At 41.2% G+C, this 17,945-nt stretch carries 11 protein-coding genes; 7 read left to right on the forward strand and 4 right to left on the reverse strand.

All coding sequences use genetic code 11. The features are described from left to right. Positions 1–52 precede the first annotated feature (52 nt). From I6J02_RS20675 to I6J02_RS20705, 7 genes are read left to right on the forward strand one after another with little or no spacing between them, the layout of a single operon-like run. Complete coding sequence (locus I6J02_RS20675) at positions 53–622, forward strand: RNA polymerase sigma factor (protein ID WP_201679651.1); 570 nt, start codon at positions 53–55, stop codon at positions 620–622. Between the two features lie 54 nt (positions 623–676). Further along, entirely contained in the window at positions 677–1,744 is a 1,068-nt protein-coding gene (locus I6J02_RS20680; protein WP_201679652.1) for a FecR family protein, read from the forward strand. Positions 1,745–1,760: 16 nt separating this feature from the next. Further along, positions 1,761–5,015 carry a SusC/RagA family TonB-linked outer membrane protein gene (locus tag I6J02_RS20685; protein ID WP_201679653.1) on the forward strand — a complete coding sequence of 1,085 codons (3,255 nt, stop codon included), beginning with the start codon at positions 1,761–1,763 and terminating at the stop codon, positions 5,013–5,015. Positions 5,016–5,026: 11 nt separating this feature from the next. Continuing rightward, positions 5,027–6,481 carry a RagB/SusD family nutrient uptake outer membrane protein gene (locus tag I6J02_RS20690; protein ID WP_201679654.1) on the forward strand — a complete coding sequence of 485 codons (1,455 nt, stop codon included), beginning with the start codon at positions 5,027–5,029 and terminating at the stop codon, positions 6,479–6,481. 11 nt (positions 6,482–6,492) lie between these two features. After that, positions 6,493–6,957, forward strand: coding sequence for a hypothetical protein (locus I6J02_RS20695; protein ID WP_236582202.1), 465 nt, complete (start codon positions 6,493–6,495; stop codon positions 6,955–6,957). Between the two features lies 1 nt (position 6,958). After that, positions 6,959–9,769 (forward strand): M16 family metallopeptidase, encoded by a 2,811-nt coding sequence (locus I6J02_RS20700; protein WP_201679656.1) that lies wholly within the window; start codon positions 6,959–6,961, stop codon positions 9,767–9,769. A 9-nt stretch (positions 9,770–9,778) separates the two neighbouring features. Further along, on the forward strand, positions 9,779–11,545 hold the full coding sequence (locus tag I6J02_RS20705; RefSeq protein ID WP_201679657.1) for a hypothetical protein: 1,767 nt from the start codon (positions 9,779–9,781) through the stop codon (positions 11,543–11,545). A gap of 298 nt (positions 11,546–11,843) precedes the next feature. Here I6J02_RS20705 and I6J02_RS20710 read toward each other — a convergent pair whose 3' ends face one another. The 4 genes from I6J02_RS20710 to I6J02_RS20725 all read right to left on the reverse strand — a co-directional run bounded on the left by I6J02_RS20710 (position 11,844) and on the right by I6J02_RS20725 (position 17,926). Beyond that, positions 11,844–12,053 carry a hypothetical protein gene (locus I6J02_RS20710; RefSeq protein ID WP_201679658.1) on the reverse strand — a complete coding sequence of 70 codons (210 nt, stop codon included), beginning with the start codon at positions 12,051–12,053 and terminating at the stop codon, positions 11,844–11,846. 104 nt (positions 12,054–12,157) lie between these two features. After that, positions 12,158–13,576 (reverse strand): efflux transporter outer membrane subunit, encoded by a 1,419-nt coding sequence (locus tag I6J02_RS20715; RefSeq protein WP_201679659.1) that lies wholly within the window; start codon positions 13,574–13,576, stop codon positions 12,158–12,160. Positions 13,577–13,615: 39 nt separating this feature from the next. Beyond that, entirely contained in the window at positions 13,616–16,762 is a 3,147-nt protein-coding gene (locus I6J02_RS20720; RefSeq protein ID WP_201679660.1) for an efflux RND transporter permease subunit, read from the reverse strand. A 30-nt stretch (positions 16,763–16,792) separates the two neighbouring features. Continuing rightward, a complete protein-coding gene (locus tag I6J02_RS20725; protein ID WP_201679661.1) occupies positions 16,793–17,926 on the reverse strand; it encodes an efflux RND transporter periplasmic adaptor subunit in 1,134 nt (377 codons plus the stop codon). Positions 17,927–17,945 lie beyond the last annotated feature (19 nt).

Genomic DNA, 17,945 nt, shown 5'->3' on the forward strand with positions numbered 1-17,945 from the left:
AGATAACTGTTTAATCTTCGTATATTAGCGTCGTAAAAGTGGTGTCAGAAGAATGAAGGCTTACGAATCTATTCCAGATTCCGAATTATTACTATATCTCGCAGAAAAAGACCATACTGCATTTACCGAATTATACACAAGGCACTGGAAGGTTGTTTATGCAATATGTCTAAACCGTATTAAAGAACCTGCCATTGCAGAAGATTTGGTTCAGGATATTTTTTTATCCCTCTGGACGCATACACAACCCCAGAATATACGCAACCTTGAGGCCTATTTATTCCAGGCAACCAAATTTTCCATCATAAAGCATATCAACAAAAGTCAGAAGCATCTTTACACAAACGAATATGGATTATTCGATCAGTTAGAAGATTATAATCTGGATGAAGTTTTACATTACAAGTGGGTAAAAGAATTAATTTTTCAGGAAGTAGAAAAATTACCATTAAAAACGCAGCTTATCTTCAGATACAGCAGACAGGATCATCTGAACAGTAAAGAAATCGCTGACAAATTAGATATCTCCCCCCGTACTGTTGAAAATCAAATCAGCAAAGTGCTCAAAATATTACGAAAAGTTGTAAAAACAATTATTTTTTTTGCATTTTTTTCAATTTAAATCGTGCGTAGTTGAAGAGTTCGTGTACTATATCACTGAACAACTTAAACATCTATGCACATTCCTAAAGAAGTACAAGACGCTATACAAAAAGTTAATTCGGGAATTTCCACACCTGCAGATCGTACTATTATCACCGACTGGTATACTAGTTTTGACGATTCAAGTGCTGTAGTAGATGCTGCGACAGACGAAGAAGAAATAAAAAACCGGATTCTGAAAGAGATAACCAGACGTAAGGACAAGAAGCCATTACGCCGGATTGTGTATTTCAGAATAACCGCCGCAGCAAGTGCCCTTCTTGTTATGGGATACCTTGCATTTCGTCTCTACCCTGACCAGCCTGCAGATCTGAGTATTCAGGCCGGAGTACATCTCAATTACACCGATGGAGAACAGCAACAGATTAATTCAACGATGGAAGCCTTTTTAGACTCCAATGCTTTCGATAACCTGACTGCTTATCAGAAAAACCGAAGTGAACAGCTGCTGACACTATCCACAGCAAAGGGACAACTCTATAAATTCGTACTGAATGACGGAACAAAAATATGGCTGAATGCTGGATCTAAACTAACTATTATGCCGGCATTCAATGAACAAACCCGAACGGTCAAACTGGTTGGAGAAGCCTATTTTGAAGTTGCCAAAAATGAAAAAGTTCCTTTTGAAGTAATTTCAGACAATCAGACAATACGTGTTCTGGGCACTAAATTTAACGTCAAAGCCTATCATGACGAAGCCAATGTAACTCATCTGTATGAAGGTAAGATTGCCTTAAATACTCCTGTACAATCTGAAATTGTTCTTCCCGGACAAGCGGTCATCAACGAGCTTGGCAGACTGGAATCCAAACAGGAAGATCAAAGCATTAGCAAAGAATGGACTTCATCTATCTTTTCTTTTTCCAATCAGAATATGACAGACATACTTACCAATCTCTCCCGGTTTTATAATGTACAGCTTGATTACCAAAGCCCTGTACCGGAAAAATTATATACCGGAAAAATACAGCGAAATTCTTCTCTGTCTGATGTACTGGATATGTTAAGTGCAGTATCAGGGGGCAGTTTCAAAATCAAAGACCGCACCGTTAGCATCGAATTTAAAAACTCAAAATAATCACTAAATCATTTATATGAAATCTAAACCTCTACAAAAAAGTTTAGCTATCGTCAGGGCTCTGCTGCTGCCTGTAAATATGGCAACCTTTCTCACCTTAGGAATGGTTACCATGGCATCAGCAAATACCTTTGCGCAGCGCATTACACTAAAAGCAGAAAACCAGTCTTTACGCAATGTATTACAAACACTGGAGAAAGAATCGGGATACTTCTTTCTCTATGAAAACAATGTCGTAGACAACAAAAGATTAACAATCCAACTGGAGGATGCGACCATCAATCAGGCTTTGGAAAAAATTGCCAAAGAAGAAAATCTGGCATACAAAATAGTAAATAAGACCATAACCTTATTCCATGCTACAACTAAAGTAAAACAGGACAGCTATGTAAACGGAAAGATCTTACTGAAAGATACGGATAATCCCACCCCATACAGTCTGGTAGGTGTAACTGTGCAGGTAAAAGGCACAGCCAATGCTGTCAAAACCAATAATGCCGGTGAATTTAACATTAAAGCAGAGAAAAACAGCACGTTGATAATCTCCTACATCGGTTTTCAGAAAAAAGAAGTTACGGTAACAAATACGAGCGTTCCTCTTAATATTGTGCTGGAACAGAGTAATGACTACCTGGATGAGGTAATTGTGACGGGATACGGGACTAAAGAAACCAAAGCCAATCAGGTAGGTAGTGCCTTTACGCTGACATCAAAAGATCTGGAAAAAAGACCGGCATTAAGAATAGATGCATTGTTAGAAGGTGTAGTACCCGGTGTTCAATTTCAGGCTCAGGATCAAAACAACAGCTCACCGAGAAGCCGCTTCAGCACACGTATCAGGGGTGAATCTTCAGCTCCAAACGGGAATGCGTCTAACGAACCGTTATGGGTGCTTGACGGAGTACCGCTTTATACTGGCGGAACCACCAATATGACGCCCGGTCTGAATGTGAGTATAAGCCCCCTCACCTATCTGAATCCGGATGATATTGAATCTATCACCGTATTGAAAGATGCGACAGCCACATCCATCTATGGAGCCAACGGATCTAACGGAGTAATCCTGGTCACTACAAAAAAAGGGAAAGGACCGACACGTATCGGATACAATTTCCGCGGAGGATTACAAAAAATCAATGACACCAAATTCAAAGTACTGAACGGTGACCAATATCGTCAGATTATAGAAGATATGGGTATGTCTAAGGATATTGCAATGTTCGATCCTACCGTGAATACAAACTGGTATGATGAGTATTTCAGAACCGGAGTGACCAAACTGCACAACCTTTCGGTATCAGGTAGTAGTGAAAATAACAGTTATTACCTTTCAGCAGGGATATATGACCAGAAAGGTACAACCATAGCCAATGACACCAAAAGATACAGTCTGAAGAGTAATGTAGAAAGCAAAATCGGTAAGAGAATCACGGCACGGGTTATAGTGGGTGGTGCATACAATGTCAACAACCTGTTTCTTGTAGGCGATGAGTATTATCTGGGGGTACCTATTGTAAATCCTTACCTTCCAAACGGGGATTTTGCATTGAGAGACGAAAGAGGAAACAGACTGATGAACAGTCTTGCAGAAGCTGCACAGAACGACTGGACACAGAAGACTCTGGACGCTTTTACCTCCGGAGGTGTAGATATACAACTCTTCAAAGGACTAATGTTTCGGAACAACAGTGGTCTGAACTACACAAGCTCCAACGAAGACCAGTACAAATCCATGTACAACCTGTCCGGTCAGTCTGAAAACGGAAGTGCACAACGTCAGCAGACGCAGGTCACCAATTGGGTAACGACCAATACCATGAACTATGACAATCAGTTATGGCAAGGTAGTCTGAGCGCTAAACTGGGTATGGAAGCGACCCGGACGCAACGCCACAGCGTAAGTGCTACAGGAAGCAATTTCCCGAATGATAATATCCGTGAAGTATCTTTCGTAGCAGAGACCAACAGAAGAGGGACAACTTCCAGAGATGACAAGACCTCTCTATCCTACTTCGGCTATCTTAACTATGTCTGGAACGACAAATATGCGTTCAGCGGAACGTTACGAAAAAACGGTGATTCCAACTTCGGTAAAAATGTTAAATGGGGAACCTTTGGTTCATATGGTGCTGCCTGGACAGTGAGTAAGGAAGAGTTCTGGAAAAGTAAGATTGTAGATTTCCTTAAATTAAAAGCTTCTTACGGAACAACAGGTAACTCCAGATTCGGATCGGATCTGAGTAAAGGAATATACACCTATTCAGCAGATTACGGATATGGAGGAAATACCGGTGCCATCATGACCACAGGTATCAATGAGGATTTGCGCTGGGAAAAAACCTACATGTTCAATACCGGTATTGATGCCCGTATTTATAAAAAAATCAATGTAGCCGTAGAATATTATAACAACATCACCAAAGATCTGATCAACAATGCGCTTGTTTCTATGACCGTAGGTCAACGTGCCGTATATCGCAATGTAGGAAAATTAAAAAATGAAGGTGTGGAGGTTTCCATAAACTCAATCAACATTGAAAAGGAAAATTTCAACTGGAGTACGTCCTTCAATCTTTCCCATAACGTAAACAAGGTTCTAGAACTTTATGACGGTTTCGAACGCTCATCCGGCACGACTATTATGACAGAAGGTTACGATTCCCGTTCACATTATCTGGTAAGATGGGCTGGCGTAGATCCCGCAACAGGTGATCCTATGTGGTATGACATCAACGGCAATGTCACCAAAACGTATAGTGCAAATGACAGGGTAATTATCGGCTCTCCGAATCCTGATTTTTACGGAGGTATTACCAATAGAATCAAATACAAAAAATTTGATCTATCCTTCCTTGTTCTTTATCGCAAAGGCGGACTTTCCTTCAACAGGCTGGCACGTAATAACGAATCAGACGGACTAAATATCCTGAGCGGAAACCAGTCTGTCAATATCTTGGATCACTGGCAGTATCCGGGATATCTGGCCCTGACGCCAAGATTATCTAATCTGACGACCAGTTCTACCTTAAATTCTACACGCTATCTGATGGGTACCAGCAATATAAGACTTCAGAATGTGAGTTTAGCGTATGATCTGACCAGTAACTGGACAAAAGCAATTGGTTTGAAAACAACATCAGCATATATACAGGGAGATAATCTTTTTATGTGGGTACCTAACGGAAACAGTGACAGAAATACCTATAAAAATTCCTTTGAAGGAATGCCACAGGAAACTGTTATATCACTCGGTTTAAATGTTGCATTTTAAAGAATACAATTATGAAATTACTATTATATAGCAGCATTGCTGCAACACTTATATTATCGTCCTGCGGAAAATCATTCCTTGAGGTCGACCCAATCGGAAAACTGGGAAAAGAACAGGTTTTCAGGGATATAGTCGGATTAAAAAATGCGCTTGACGGATCTTATAATCTGATGGCCAGATATCATATGAATGAATATGGAGTCTATGGAGATTTGAGGGGAGATGATGTCGCTTTCAGGACAGGGATATCAAGTCCGGTGATGCAAACAGAATTTAATTATGTAGCCAATGATCAGGACGAAGCCGGAGCTACACGATTAATGTGGGGAAATGGGTATGCTGCACTAAACAATATCAATAACATCATAAACGGTGCAGAACCTTTTTTGGAATCAAGTATAGACAAGGCACAGGCGACATCTATACTGGGACAGGCATTGTTGCTACGTGCACTGTGCAACTTTGACATGACTAATATATATGCACAGCAGTACAACTACAGTCCGGATGCTTCACACCTGGGAATTCCGATCCTCCTCAAAACACCACCTGCGGGAACACATGTAGCCAGAGAATCGGTTAGTGCTGTTTATGAGCAGATATTGGCTGATATTGAACAATGTATTCAGTTACTTTCCCAAAATCCTAATGTCCCAACTAAAATATATGCATCTGTAGATGCTGCTAAAGCGTTGAGAGCACGTATTTACTTATACATGGGGCAATATCAGAACGTAGTGAACCAAACATCAGAATTGATCACGCCGAATAAATACCCTTTGGTGAGCTCAGCAGATTATAAAAAAATGTTTACAGCAACTGCTCAGCGTACAGATTATTCTTCCATTGCATCTGAAGTGATATGGCAGTTCAATCTGGAGAAATATGCAAAAGGTACAGTTCAGCATCTGTTTTCAGAACCTGTAGAGTATCAGTATTATGCGGCTCCGGATTATGTTTCCTTATTCTCTGATCAGGATATCCGAAAAACAATGCTTCAGATCGATCCTGCTACTAATTATTACAGAAGTATCAAATATGGTAAAGAGGACGGTGTCATCAATGATAACTGGCCTTTGAATGTGAAAGTCGTACGTTCGGCAGAACTTTATCTCAACAGAGCAGAAGCTAACTTCCGGTTAGGAAACTATACGGAAGCCGTATCAGATATCAAGCTCCTGCAAGCCCGTGCACGTAATGTCTCTATAGATCTGATCACGATAACATATGCCACTCCGGAGGAATTATTCGCAATCATCAAACTGGAACGCAGAAAAGAACTGGGTTTTGAAAATCAACGTATCTATGATATCATGAGATATAAAGAATCTCTTAACAGAGGAACGGGCTGTACTTCAAATCTGTGTCAGCTGACCTATCCGAATGACAGGTTCGTCATGCCAATACCAAGATCAGAACTGGATATAAATCCTCTGATGCAGCCAAACCCAACCGTTAATCAATAAAAATGACAGTAATGAAAAAAATAATATATACTACCGCTTTCTTACTCCTGTCTTTATTTTACATCTCTTGTGATGAAAATAAAATGGAACCGTTTGACCAGCCATTCTTCTATATCCATGTTAATAATCTGGATGCTGTCAATGTACAGTCCACCCGTAATGAAACCGTGGAATATAAAGTTAATCTAAGTTCAAAAATGCAATATGATCCGATCACACTCACCTACCAGGTGCTGGTAGGCGATGGTCTGAAAGAAGGGGTTGATTTTGAATTGCTGGATGCAAACAGACAATTGATTTTCAAACCCGGATTTTTTGAAATGACAATCCGTATCCGGTGGATCAACCATGCTATTGATCCTACGAAAGACAACACACTCAAAATTAAACTGACAGAAAACGACAAAAATATACTGATCGGATATCCCGGACCAGATAAAAGACAGTCACAGTTAACGATTACCAAAACATTATAAAATGCAGTATCCTTTAAAAAATATCATCACCACAGTTCTGTGCATAGCGTGTTCATCACTTCTGTCTGCACAAAAACTGCAGCAAGATCCCAAACTCGTAAAAGGAGAATTAAAAAACGGATTTAAGTATTACCTGTATCCGAGTGATTCCAAAACTCAACAAACCGCTCTGCAGTTGTTTGTAAATGCAGGATCTCTGCAGGAAAATGAAGATCAGAGAGGTCTGGCGCATTTTGTGGAACATATGGCCTTTAACGGCAGCAAAAACTTTCCGAAAAATGAAGTCATCACATTTCTGGAATCTCTGGGTGTCAAATTTGGAGCGGATCTGAATGCGCATACCTCATACGATGAAACGATCTACAAAATCACCATCGATACCAAAGATGAACAGAACCTCAACAAAGCCATTAGCATTGTAGCGGACTGGGCTTTTCATCTCAGTTTTGATTCCCTCGAAATCGAAAAAGAAAGAGGTATCGTGATCGAAGAATGGCGAACCAAACAAGGAGCGTCATCCCGTATGAGTGATCAGTATCTTCCCCTGATCTTTAACAATTCCAGATACGCAGAAAGAAAACCTATTGGTACACTGGATGTATTGCATCATTTCAAACGTCCGACTATCGTCAATTTCTATACAACCTGGTACCGTCCTCAACTGATGGGAATCGGAATAGTGACTAATCAGGATTTGAAGAAAACGGAAAAACTGATAAAAGAAGTATTCGGAAAAGCAAAAAATCCTAAACATGCCCCTAAACGGGAAGCCTATTATCTTCCGGCGCATGCAGATACGCTGTATTCTATACTGACAGATAAAGAGGCGACAACGATAGACTTTTCATACGTCACAAAAATCCCTGCAGACAAAGGTGTGCGCACAATGGAAGAGTTCGAATCTTCGTTGAGACGTTCCTTTGTCAATAATCTTGTAAAAAAGAGATTTGAACGTCTTTCCCAGCTACAGAACGACTTTAAGGAAGGCTCTATGTCTTTGTCCGACCTGTTATTACATAGCGGTATATCATCAGGAGGTACCACTCTTTATGAAGACAATATAAAGGACGGCATATACAAGTATATGCTGGAGAATGAACGTATAAGACGCTACGGCTTTACAAATTCAGAAATTGAAGATTTCAGAAAACAATTTGTGGCACAAATAAAAAGAGGCCTGGAAAGCCGTGATGAAACGATCAATGCGACAGGGTTACTGGCTGATATGAAAAACAATTTCTTTACTGATGCTACGCTGATGGATCGCAAATATCGTCAGGAGACAGCTCTTAAGATACAGGCTTCTATTGATTCAGCCGATTTGGTTCAGTATCTGAAACAATCACTGATTACAGGCAATACAGTTATAATGTTATCCGGACCGGATCGCCTGAAAGATCAGCTGCCTTCAAAAGCACAGCTTCAGGAAATGTTCAATACGATCCGGTCAGCTCAGATACCAGTCTGGAAAGACCAGATATCTGTCCCGGATCACCTGTTAAAAAGCACACCTGTAGCCGGAAAAATAATAGATTCCACCTTCATTAAAGAAGTCGGTCTGCGCAAATGGGTATTGTCCAATGGAATCACCGTATACCTGAGACCATCCAGTGGCCGCAAAGATCATATACAGCTTACCGGATTCAGAAAAGGGGGAATCATAGCATTAGATACAACAGATTATGTAAATGCAGTCTACGCTAAAAATATAATTGGTGCAAGCGGAGCAGGAGATTTTACCAGACAGGCACTTACCAAATATCTGCTTGACAATTCAGCATCGGCTACATTTGTACTCTCTCAAAACCGTGAAGGTGTTGCAGCGAGTGCAAATATGAAAGACATCAAAACAATGTTTGAATTGCTCTATCTGAAATGGACACAACCGAGAGCAGATCGGGCTGTATTTGACAATATCAAAAAGCGTTCTGTAGAAGCGACTCAAAACCGGAAATATACACCTACAGCAGAATACAATAAGCAAATAAGCCGTAAGATTGGTTCTGACGACACAGAAGCTAGTGAGATTGATGCAGACCGTCTGCAAAAAGAGCTACAATTTGACCAGATTCTGGATGTCTATCATAAGCGTTTCGGTTCAGCCCGCGATTTTGAGTTTGTCATTATCGGTGACTTTAATCCGGATAGTATCAGAAGCGATGTGGAAACTTATTTGGGTGGATTGCCGGGAAAAGCGATTGATCATACACAACGTATTCCTAATTACAGCCTTAAAGATGACAGCGATATCCTGATGTATGCCGGCGAGGCAGAGAAAGCCACTGTCAATCTGTTCTATCAGACAACAGACCTGAATTACAGCATCAGAGAGATCATGGAAAACACATTGATGGAAGAAGTTCTCAAGGTGAAACTAAGAAAAAACCTGAGAGAAGAACAATCCGGAGTATACGGCGTGGGGGTCAGCACCAGTGCTACATCCTTCCCCACTCCATTGATGCGTACACGTGTTACTTTTACATGTGAACCTGCCCGTACAGATTTTCTTATTGAACAAGTCGGTGTTGAACTGGATAAAATTGCGAAAGATCCATCCTACTTCAAAGAGGAACTGGCGAACATCAAAGTTCAGCTGAAACAGGATTATAAAAAGCAGTATGAGAAAGAAACTTTCTGGAGTGCAGAGCTAAGAAACCACCTGTATTATAATTTCACCAACTGGGATTATTTCACAAAATATGATGAGCTGTTGGATAATATTACGGGGTCGGATATCAGTAACAGAATAAAATCTAAAGTAATAGGTGCTTCACGGGTGAAAGCAATCCTATTGCCTGAAACCAATAAATAACCAAAGAAAATGAAAAAATATCCTATAACAATATGTTTGCTGCTGATCCTGACCGGGATCTTCAGCAGCTGCAAAAAGGAGGACACCGTAGGAAATGTCCAGTTGTTATCTTATACATTTGAACCTGCTTCCAATCCGGGATTAAGCAACCGTGTAGAAGGAACTATTCAGGGCAATGATGTGTTTATCCGTGTTCCAAACAGTATTGACATCAATCAGGCCATTCCGAGTTTTACAGTAAACAGCGAGAAATTTGTAGCATTTGTAGGCAACACTGTTCAGGAAAGCGGTATCAGTCAGATTAATCTGGCTGATACAGCAACGTATCGCTTTTCTTCTCCGGGAGGGATGTCCTTTTACACTGTATACGCCTTAAAAAATGCTTCCTTTTTATCATTCGGATTTTACAAAGAAGATAATCCGGATTTTCTGTTCAAAGATTATAAAGCGACTATCAAGGGATTACAGATCACTGTAGACCTGCCTGTAGATGCTGATATTTCCAAACTGAAAGCCCGCTATACCACTTCTCAGGGAGCTACAGTAACGGTTGGAGGACTTGCACAGACTTCCGGTAAGAATGAGCAAAACTACGAACAGGACGTCGTGTTCGAACTGAAAGATGAGCAGTCAGAAGCTCCGGACCAGTTTACGGTAAAAGTAGGACGATTGACAGCTCCGGTATGGAGTGAAATGAGCCTTGGAGATGTCATCGGCGCTGCACGTGCTTCAGAAGTGAAACTGATGGTGAGTCAGTTTAACAACCTTCCTTATCTTGTATACACGCTCACGGACAGCAATACACCTGAAAACAGAAAAGCTGTAGTAGCGACTTATGACAGTACCAAATGGGTCAATGTTGGTCCTGCGACCGGTATATCTGACAATCGTATAGACGGCGCATCTATAGACATTGACCGCAACGGGGTTGTCTATGTAGCGTATAAAGATTATGACGGTACAAATGCACAATTGGGATCTGTAAAGAAATATGAGAATGGACAATGGAGTTTTGTAGGAAATAAACAGTTTACAGGACACCGTGTTTCTTCTTATTTCTTTGTCGCACTGGATTCTGTAAATACACCATTCCTGGGTTATACACTGGGAGCTGCAGCTGCACCACTGGCAAACCGTGCAACCTATATCAGTAAATATGCAAATGGTACATGGTCCGGTCAGACCCTTTCCCCTTCCGCAACCGGATTCTATGCCAAAATGGTAAGAGGAAAAGACAATCATCTTTACTATGTTACTATGGATCTCACAGGCGGTACGGCTACCCGTAAACCTACTGTTTATAAATTCAGAAACGGTAACTGGACTGTGGTTGGTACGCCGTATATAGGCCCGGCCGGAGCTAATTCGGGAGGTATTAATATTGATATGGATATTGATAAAAACGGAGAGATCTATGTCGCTTATCAGGTGAATTCACCAAGCTATGCCTCTTATGTCATGCACTGGAACGGAACCAGCTGGAAACAGTTCGGAGATGGAATAGCACAGACAACCAGCAGTACTGCTACCAGAGATAATATCGCTGTAGCCGTCCATCCGAACGGTACTGTATTTTTTGCCTACTCGGACAATAACAATGGCCTGGTCGTGCGCACATTTAATGAAGACACCAATAACTGGAATGCTCCTACTCAGCTTACCTCTAAAAACGGAGATAAACTGGAAATGAAAATTTCAGCTGATGGAATTCCTTACCTCTCCACAATCATTGACGGAGGAGTCAAGGTGTACCGATATGATATACCTAAAAGTTAACCTATAATTTGAAGAGGGCCCTTTCAGGGCCCTTTTTCTTATCCTTAAATTTCAAACCAACCCCGTTTAATGAAAGTCGTTACTATATTCTTTTTTATTTTGAAACCATTCAAAACCGGGAATTGATACAGGTGAATGGTTCTACACCTACCCTAACCCAGTTTATACTAGTCCTGATTTTCTAAACCAGTACATCTATCAGGTACTGCGGATTCTGTTCTTATATAGCAAAAAACAGGTATGAAAAATTTTCATACCTGTTTTTGTTTTGGGGAAGGACCGGAAGTATTTCTACCGTTTAATAATATAATCTCCGGCAACGATAACCTGTCTTATATAACAAATCTGCAATCTCCCGACTGATATCACGTTCTGCTTCTATCCGCAATACTTTATCGACATCCTCCAGATCTACCGTCCAGGAAACAAGGTCCAGAATCTCATTAAATTTAATCTTTAACTCCTTATTGATTCGTTGAATATTTGTAGCAAAAATTAAGACAATCATTTTATAACAATTTAAACAGTATTATTCAAAGTTTTAAATCTGACCTGTCCTCTTTCGCAGACCGGATCAGATGATATGTTGTATAGGAAAATCAATACACCCTTTTAAAGACTTCCTCCTCCTAATGAGCGATATAACCAGGTATACGCCTGCATACGGTTTGTCCGGACTGTAGCAAGATCCAGCTCCGCCTGCAGTTTGTTCGTCTGCGCAAGAATAATCTCCAGATAAGTAGCTCTGTCGTATTTAAACAAAGTCAATGACTGATTGACCACATCTCCGGCTTTGACAACCAGTTGCTCAGTAATCTGCTGTTCCTCTTCCAGCTTTTGAAGTTGAGAAAGCGCATCAGAAACCTCGCCCACTGCATTCAGAACCGTTTGCTTAAACCGAAGTTCAGCCTGCTGAAAACTGACCTGAGACTGCTGATATTGTGTCTTCAGCTGCTTACCTCTGAAAACCGGCTGACTGAGGCTTCCTCCTATCATTCCAAATAAAGATCCCGGAATATTAAACCAATTACTGGAGCGGAAAGAATTCAGTCCGCCTTGTGCTGTAATATTAATGGCCGGATACATACTCACTTTGGCCACATGTACAGCAGTAAGACTCCTCCTTACCTCCAGTTCGCTTCCTCTCACATCCGGACGATAACTTAGCAAATTGGAAGGAATTCCGGCTTCGATCTCAGAAGAGAGATCACTGTTATCCAGCCCCGAAGACCGTTCAATTATATCAGGATATCTGCCTGTCAACACACTCAAAGCATTCTCCTGTAAGACTATGGCATTTTCAATAACAGGAATACGCTTTAAGATCTGAGTCCTCGATACGACTTGTTGTTCGACCGGCAGTGATTGAATCAATCCTAATTCGTACTGCTTACTAAGCAAGGTCAGAGCACTGTCAGCGAAGGATAAATTGGACCGTGTAATATTCAATTGCTTATCCAGCATTAACAGGTTGTAATACCCCTGTGCAATCTCCGAGATTAATCGGATTCGTACAGCTTTAGCCCCTTCCTCTGTACTTAAGAGACTCATCAATGCCTCTTGTCTGGCCCCCCGGATTTTACCCCAGATATCGGCTTCCCATGAAATCGACAAAGCACTGTTATAGTCCTGTGTATAGCGATCGCCCAGAAACTGCCCCGCCATCATGCCATTCATACTATTGTCAGAAGGCCGGTTAATGGTAGCACTCCCTATCGTTGCGTCTACCCTTGGCAGGTTTGCTAATTTCGACTGCCGGTATCCGAGAGATGCAAATTCAATTTGCTTTACAGCGATCAACAGATCATAATTGCGAACCAATCCACTATCAATCAGACGGATCAACACAGGGTCTTTAAAAAAGTCTTTATAATTGATCCGGGCAATGTTATCCGTGCTATCCATTGCTACAGCAGTACTATCCGTTCCCCTGTACTGCACCGGAAGATGAGTCTCTGCTCTTTCATATTTCTGTACCGAACAGGCCGTGATATACAGCAGTATACAAGCCGGAATAATTATTCTTTTCACTCTTAATATTGATGTAAACATGTTTTTCTTCATTAATAATTAATATTCCCAGTCTTCTTCTGCTATTTTTTTGCCACTGATTCTTTCCTGTATATACTGAAATACCACAAATAAAACAGGCGTGATAAAAATACCAATGACGGTACCGAACAACATGCCAAACACAGCAGCAAAACCTATAGAATGATTCCCCATAGCAGAAGGACCTGTCACAAACAGCAATGGAACCAGACCTGTGATAAAAGCAAGAGATGTCATCAATATAGGACGCAACCGGGCTTTTGCTCCTTCAACTGCTGAAGCGACCAGAGTTTTACCGGCCCGTCTGCGCTGAATAGCGTATTCAACAATCAAAATACCATTCTTAGCCAGCAAACCGATCAACATGACTAATGCCACCTGCACATAGATATTATTGGATATTTCAGCAAATGATATTCCGACAAAGACTCCCAGTAAACCTAAAGGAATGGCGATCAGTACAGACCATGGAAGAACATAACTCTCGTATTGAGCTGACAACAGGAAATACACGAATACAATACATAATCCAAATATTAATATAGATTGAGCTCCGGAACCACGTTCTTCACGACTCATCCCTTTATAATCGTAAGTATACGTAGAAGGCAACACCTGTGTACTCACTTCATCGATCGCTTTCATAACCTGTCCGGTACTGAACCCCGGCTTAGGCATTACCGTCATATTTACGGCATTAAACAGATTAAAACGATCCACTACCTCCGGCCCTACAGTAGATTTCAACGTGACCAGCGTACTTACAGGTACCATCTGATTTTTATTATTCTTAACAAAAATTCCCTGCAGCGACGACGGATCTTTTCTAAATTCCGGAGAAGCCTGCACCAGTACCCTGTAGTATTTTCCGAATCTGTTGAAATCTGAAGCCTGCATACTTCCATAATACCCCTGCATACTACTTAATACATCTGCGAGACTGACCCCCAGCTGATATGCTTTCGCTTCATCAACTACGACTTCGTACTGCGGAAATCCGGTATTGAATGTTGTAAATGCAACCGCAATTTCCGGCCGCTGCATTAAAGCTCCCATAAAAGCATAGGCTGTCTGCCCGAACATATTGAGATCGCCGGAACCCTTATCCTGCAGGACGAGCTCCATACCACTGGTATTTCCAAATCCGTCTACAGTAGGCATATTCAGCACCAGAAACGACGCTCGCTTATCTTCAGACAGCATACCCTGAATCCCGCCGATCACCTGTTCAATCTGCTTCACTTCTCCACGCTCTTTAGGAAGCTTAAGTCGGACAAACAGTGCTCCGGCCGAAGAAGACATAGAAGAACTCATCATATTCAAACCCGTCACTGCCATGACACGGTCCACTGCCGGATGATCACCTAATACTTTTTCGACATGTTGTACGACAGCATTTGTCCTGTCCTGAGAAGCTCCGGGTGAAAGGTTAACTGTCACCACAATAAAGCTCTGATCTTCATCCGGTATAAAGCCAGTAGGTGTCGTCATAAACATCCATATAAAGAGGGCTGCAATAATTCCCATTCCTGAAAATGCTATCCACTTTCTCTTGATCAGCAGTAGAATTGCCTTCCCATACCGGAAAGTCATTTTATCAAAAGCAGCATTAAACCCAATAAAAAAGCGCTGTTTAAATCCCACCGGTTTGCTGCCAGTATCATGTGCATGATGCTGTTTCAGTAATAATGCACATAATGCCGGGCTTAATGTCAAAGCATTAACAGCCGAAATGACAATCGCAATAGCGAGTGTAAGTGCAAATTGCTGATAAAAAAGTCCTGTAGATCCTTTCATAAAACCTACGGGTACAAATACAGCAGACATCACCAGTGTAATAGAGATAATAGCTCCTGAAATTTCACTCATTGCAGAAACCGTAGCAGCACGTGCATTCAGCTTGCGTTTTTCCATTTTAGCATGTACTGCCTCTACGACAACAATTGCATCATCCACCACTATACCAATTGCCAGAACAAGAGCAAAGAGGGTCAGAATATTGATCGAAAACCCAAAAAGATTCATAAAGAAAAATGTTCCTACAATAGATACAGGTACTGCAATAGCAGGAATCAAAGTGGATCGAAAATCCTGCAGGAAAATAAATACCACAAAAAACACCAGAATAAAGGCTTCTATAAGAGTGGTAACGACCTGACTGATGGACTGATCGAGTGACTCTTTGGTACTGTATGGAATATTGTATTCCATTTTATCCGGAAATGTCTTGGCCAGCTGCTCCAGTTTGTCCATCATTGCTTTTTGTACCTCATTTGCATTTGAACCGGCCATCTGATAGAGGGCCATGGTAACTGCAGGTTTTTTATCGGCTCTCGAACTGACGAGATAACTGTAAGCTCCGAACTCCACCTTTGCAATATCTTTCAAACGCAATACAGTACCATCATTAAAGGCCCGAATAATAATATTCTCATACTGCTCCGGATCTGTAAATTTGCCCTGATAGCGCAATGCATATTCAATCACTTCGGTAGTACGCTCTCCGAATTTGCCCGGAGCAGCTTCCAGGTTTTGTTTCTGTATAGCGAGACTGACCTCTGCAGGTGTAAGATTGTAGGCAGAAAGTTTCTGTGGATCTAACCATATCCGCATTGAATAATCTTTATTACCATATACCATCGCATTTCCTACGCCTTTGACCCGCTTCAGTTCAGGTACCACGTTGATTTTTGCATAGTTTTCTAAAAACAGATCTTCCAGTGAACCGTCCGTACTGGTCAGCGTCACCATGGCGATCATACTGTTTTGCTTTTTTAACGTGGTAATACCACTTTGTACCACTTCAGCAGGTAACTGATTGGTCACTTGTGCTACACGATTCTGTACATTGATGGCGGCCTGATCAGGATCTGTACCCAGTTTAAAGATTACAGTTATCGACAGCGTACCATCGTTACTTGCTGTAGATGTAATGTAATCCATATTTTCCACTCCGTTTATAGCATTTTCCAGAGGAGGAGCTACAGAGCGTGCAATAGTTTCGGCATTAGCGCCCGGGTATGTCGCCATGACATTGACGGTAGGCGGAGCGATATCCGGAAATTTAGTAATCGGTAACGTCAACATACCCACCACTCCTAATATGACCAGCAGCACGGATATAACTGTGGCCAATACGGGTCTTTTTATAATTTGTTTTAGCATTTTACTGAACTGAAAATTGATGTGGCTGTATTAATTATTCGTCTTCTTTGCCTTTACAGGCATACCAGGCTGTAAGCGGTCAAACCCTGTTATAATGTATTGATCCCCGGCAGACAACCCTTTTGAAACCATATAATTATCTCCGGATTTTCCTGAAATATCAATGGGAATCTGTACTGCTTTGCTTTCCTTATCAATTGAGAAAACATATTTTTTATCCTGAATGGATATTGTGGAAGCAATAGGAACTAATACAACATTATTCCACTGCTGCGGTATACGGATCTTTCCGGTATTACCTGTTCTTAAAATCGTATTCGGGTTATCAAATTTTGCACGTAATGTAATAGATCCTGTACTTTTATTGAACTGCCCTTCAACAGCATCTATCTTACCTGTATTGTCATAGATTGTACCGTTGGATACCAACAGGGATACAGCGGGGGTATGACTTAATTTTTCTTTTATACTTTTACCCGCATACTGCTCCTGAAAGTTAAGAAAGTCATTCTCTCCCATACTGAAATAAGCATATACCTCCCGGATATCCGAAAGCAATGTGAGTGCATCAGCATTAGTCGGTGCAACCAGACTACCTAAGCGATAATTAAAACGGCTGATATATCCGCTTACAGGAGCTGTAACGTTACAAAAGTTAACATTGATCCTGGCGGATTCTACTGCAGCCTGAGCCTGCTGTACATTTGCCCGTGAGGCTGCATATACAGATTCAGCCTCACGCACCTGAAGATCTGAAACCATTTTGCTCTTTAGCAATTCTTTTTTACGGTCCAGATCGAGCAAAGTATTTGCAAGATTTGCCTTTGATGCTGCTAATGAAGCTTGTGCATTTTTTAACTGTTCCAGAAACGGACGATCATCAATCCGGAATAACAGCTGTCCAGCACGGACATAATCTCCTTCGTCAACAAGGATTTTATTTAAATATCCCGATACCTGGGGCCGTATTTCAATATTGGATACACCTTCTATAGCAGCAGTAAATTCGGAATACATATCTGTATTTCCAGCTTGTATAATACCTACGGGAAGCTCGGCTACTTGTGAAAGATAAGACTGATCCTGATTCTTCTGTTTGCAACCAATAATCAGTAAAAGAGATAAGATAAGTCCGGAGGACTTGAGAACGGAAAGCTGATTCATGTATATAGAGATTTTTTTA

The organism is Sphingobacterium spiritivorum, assembly GCF_016725325.1.
Taxonomy (GTDB): domain Bacteria; phylum Bacteroidota; class Bacteroidia; order Sphingobacteriales; family Sphingobacteriaceae; genus Sphingobacterium.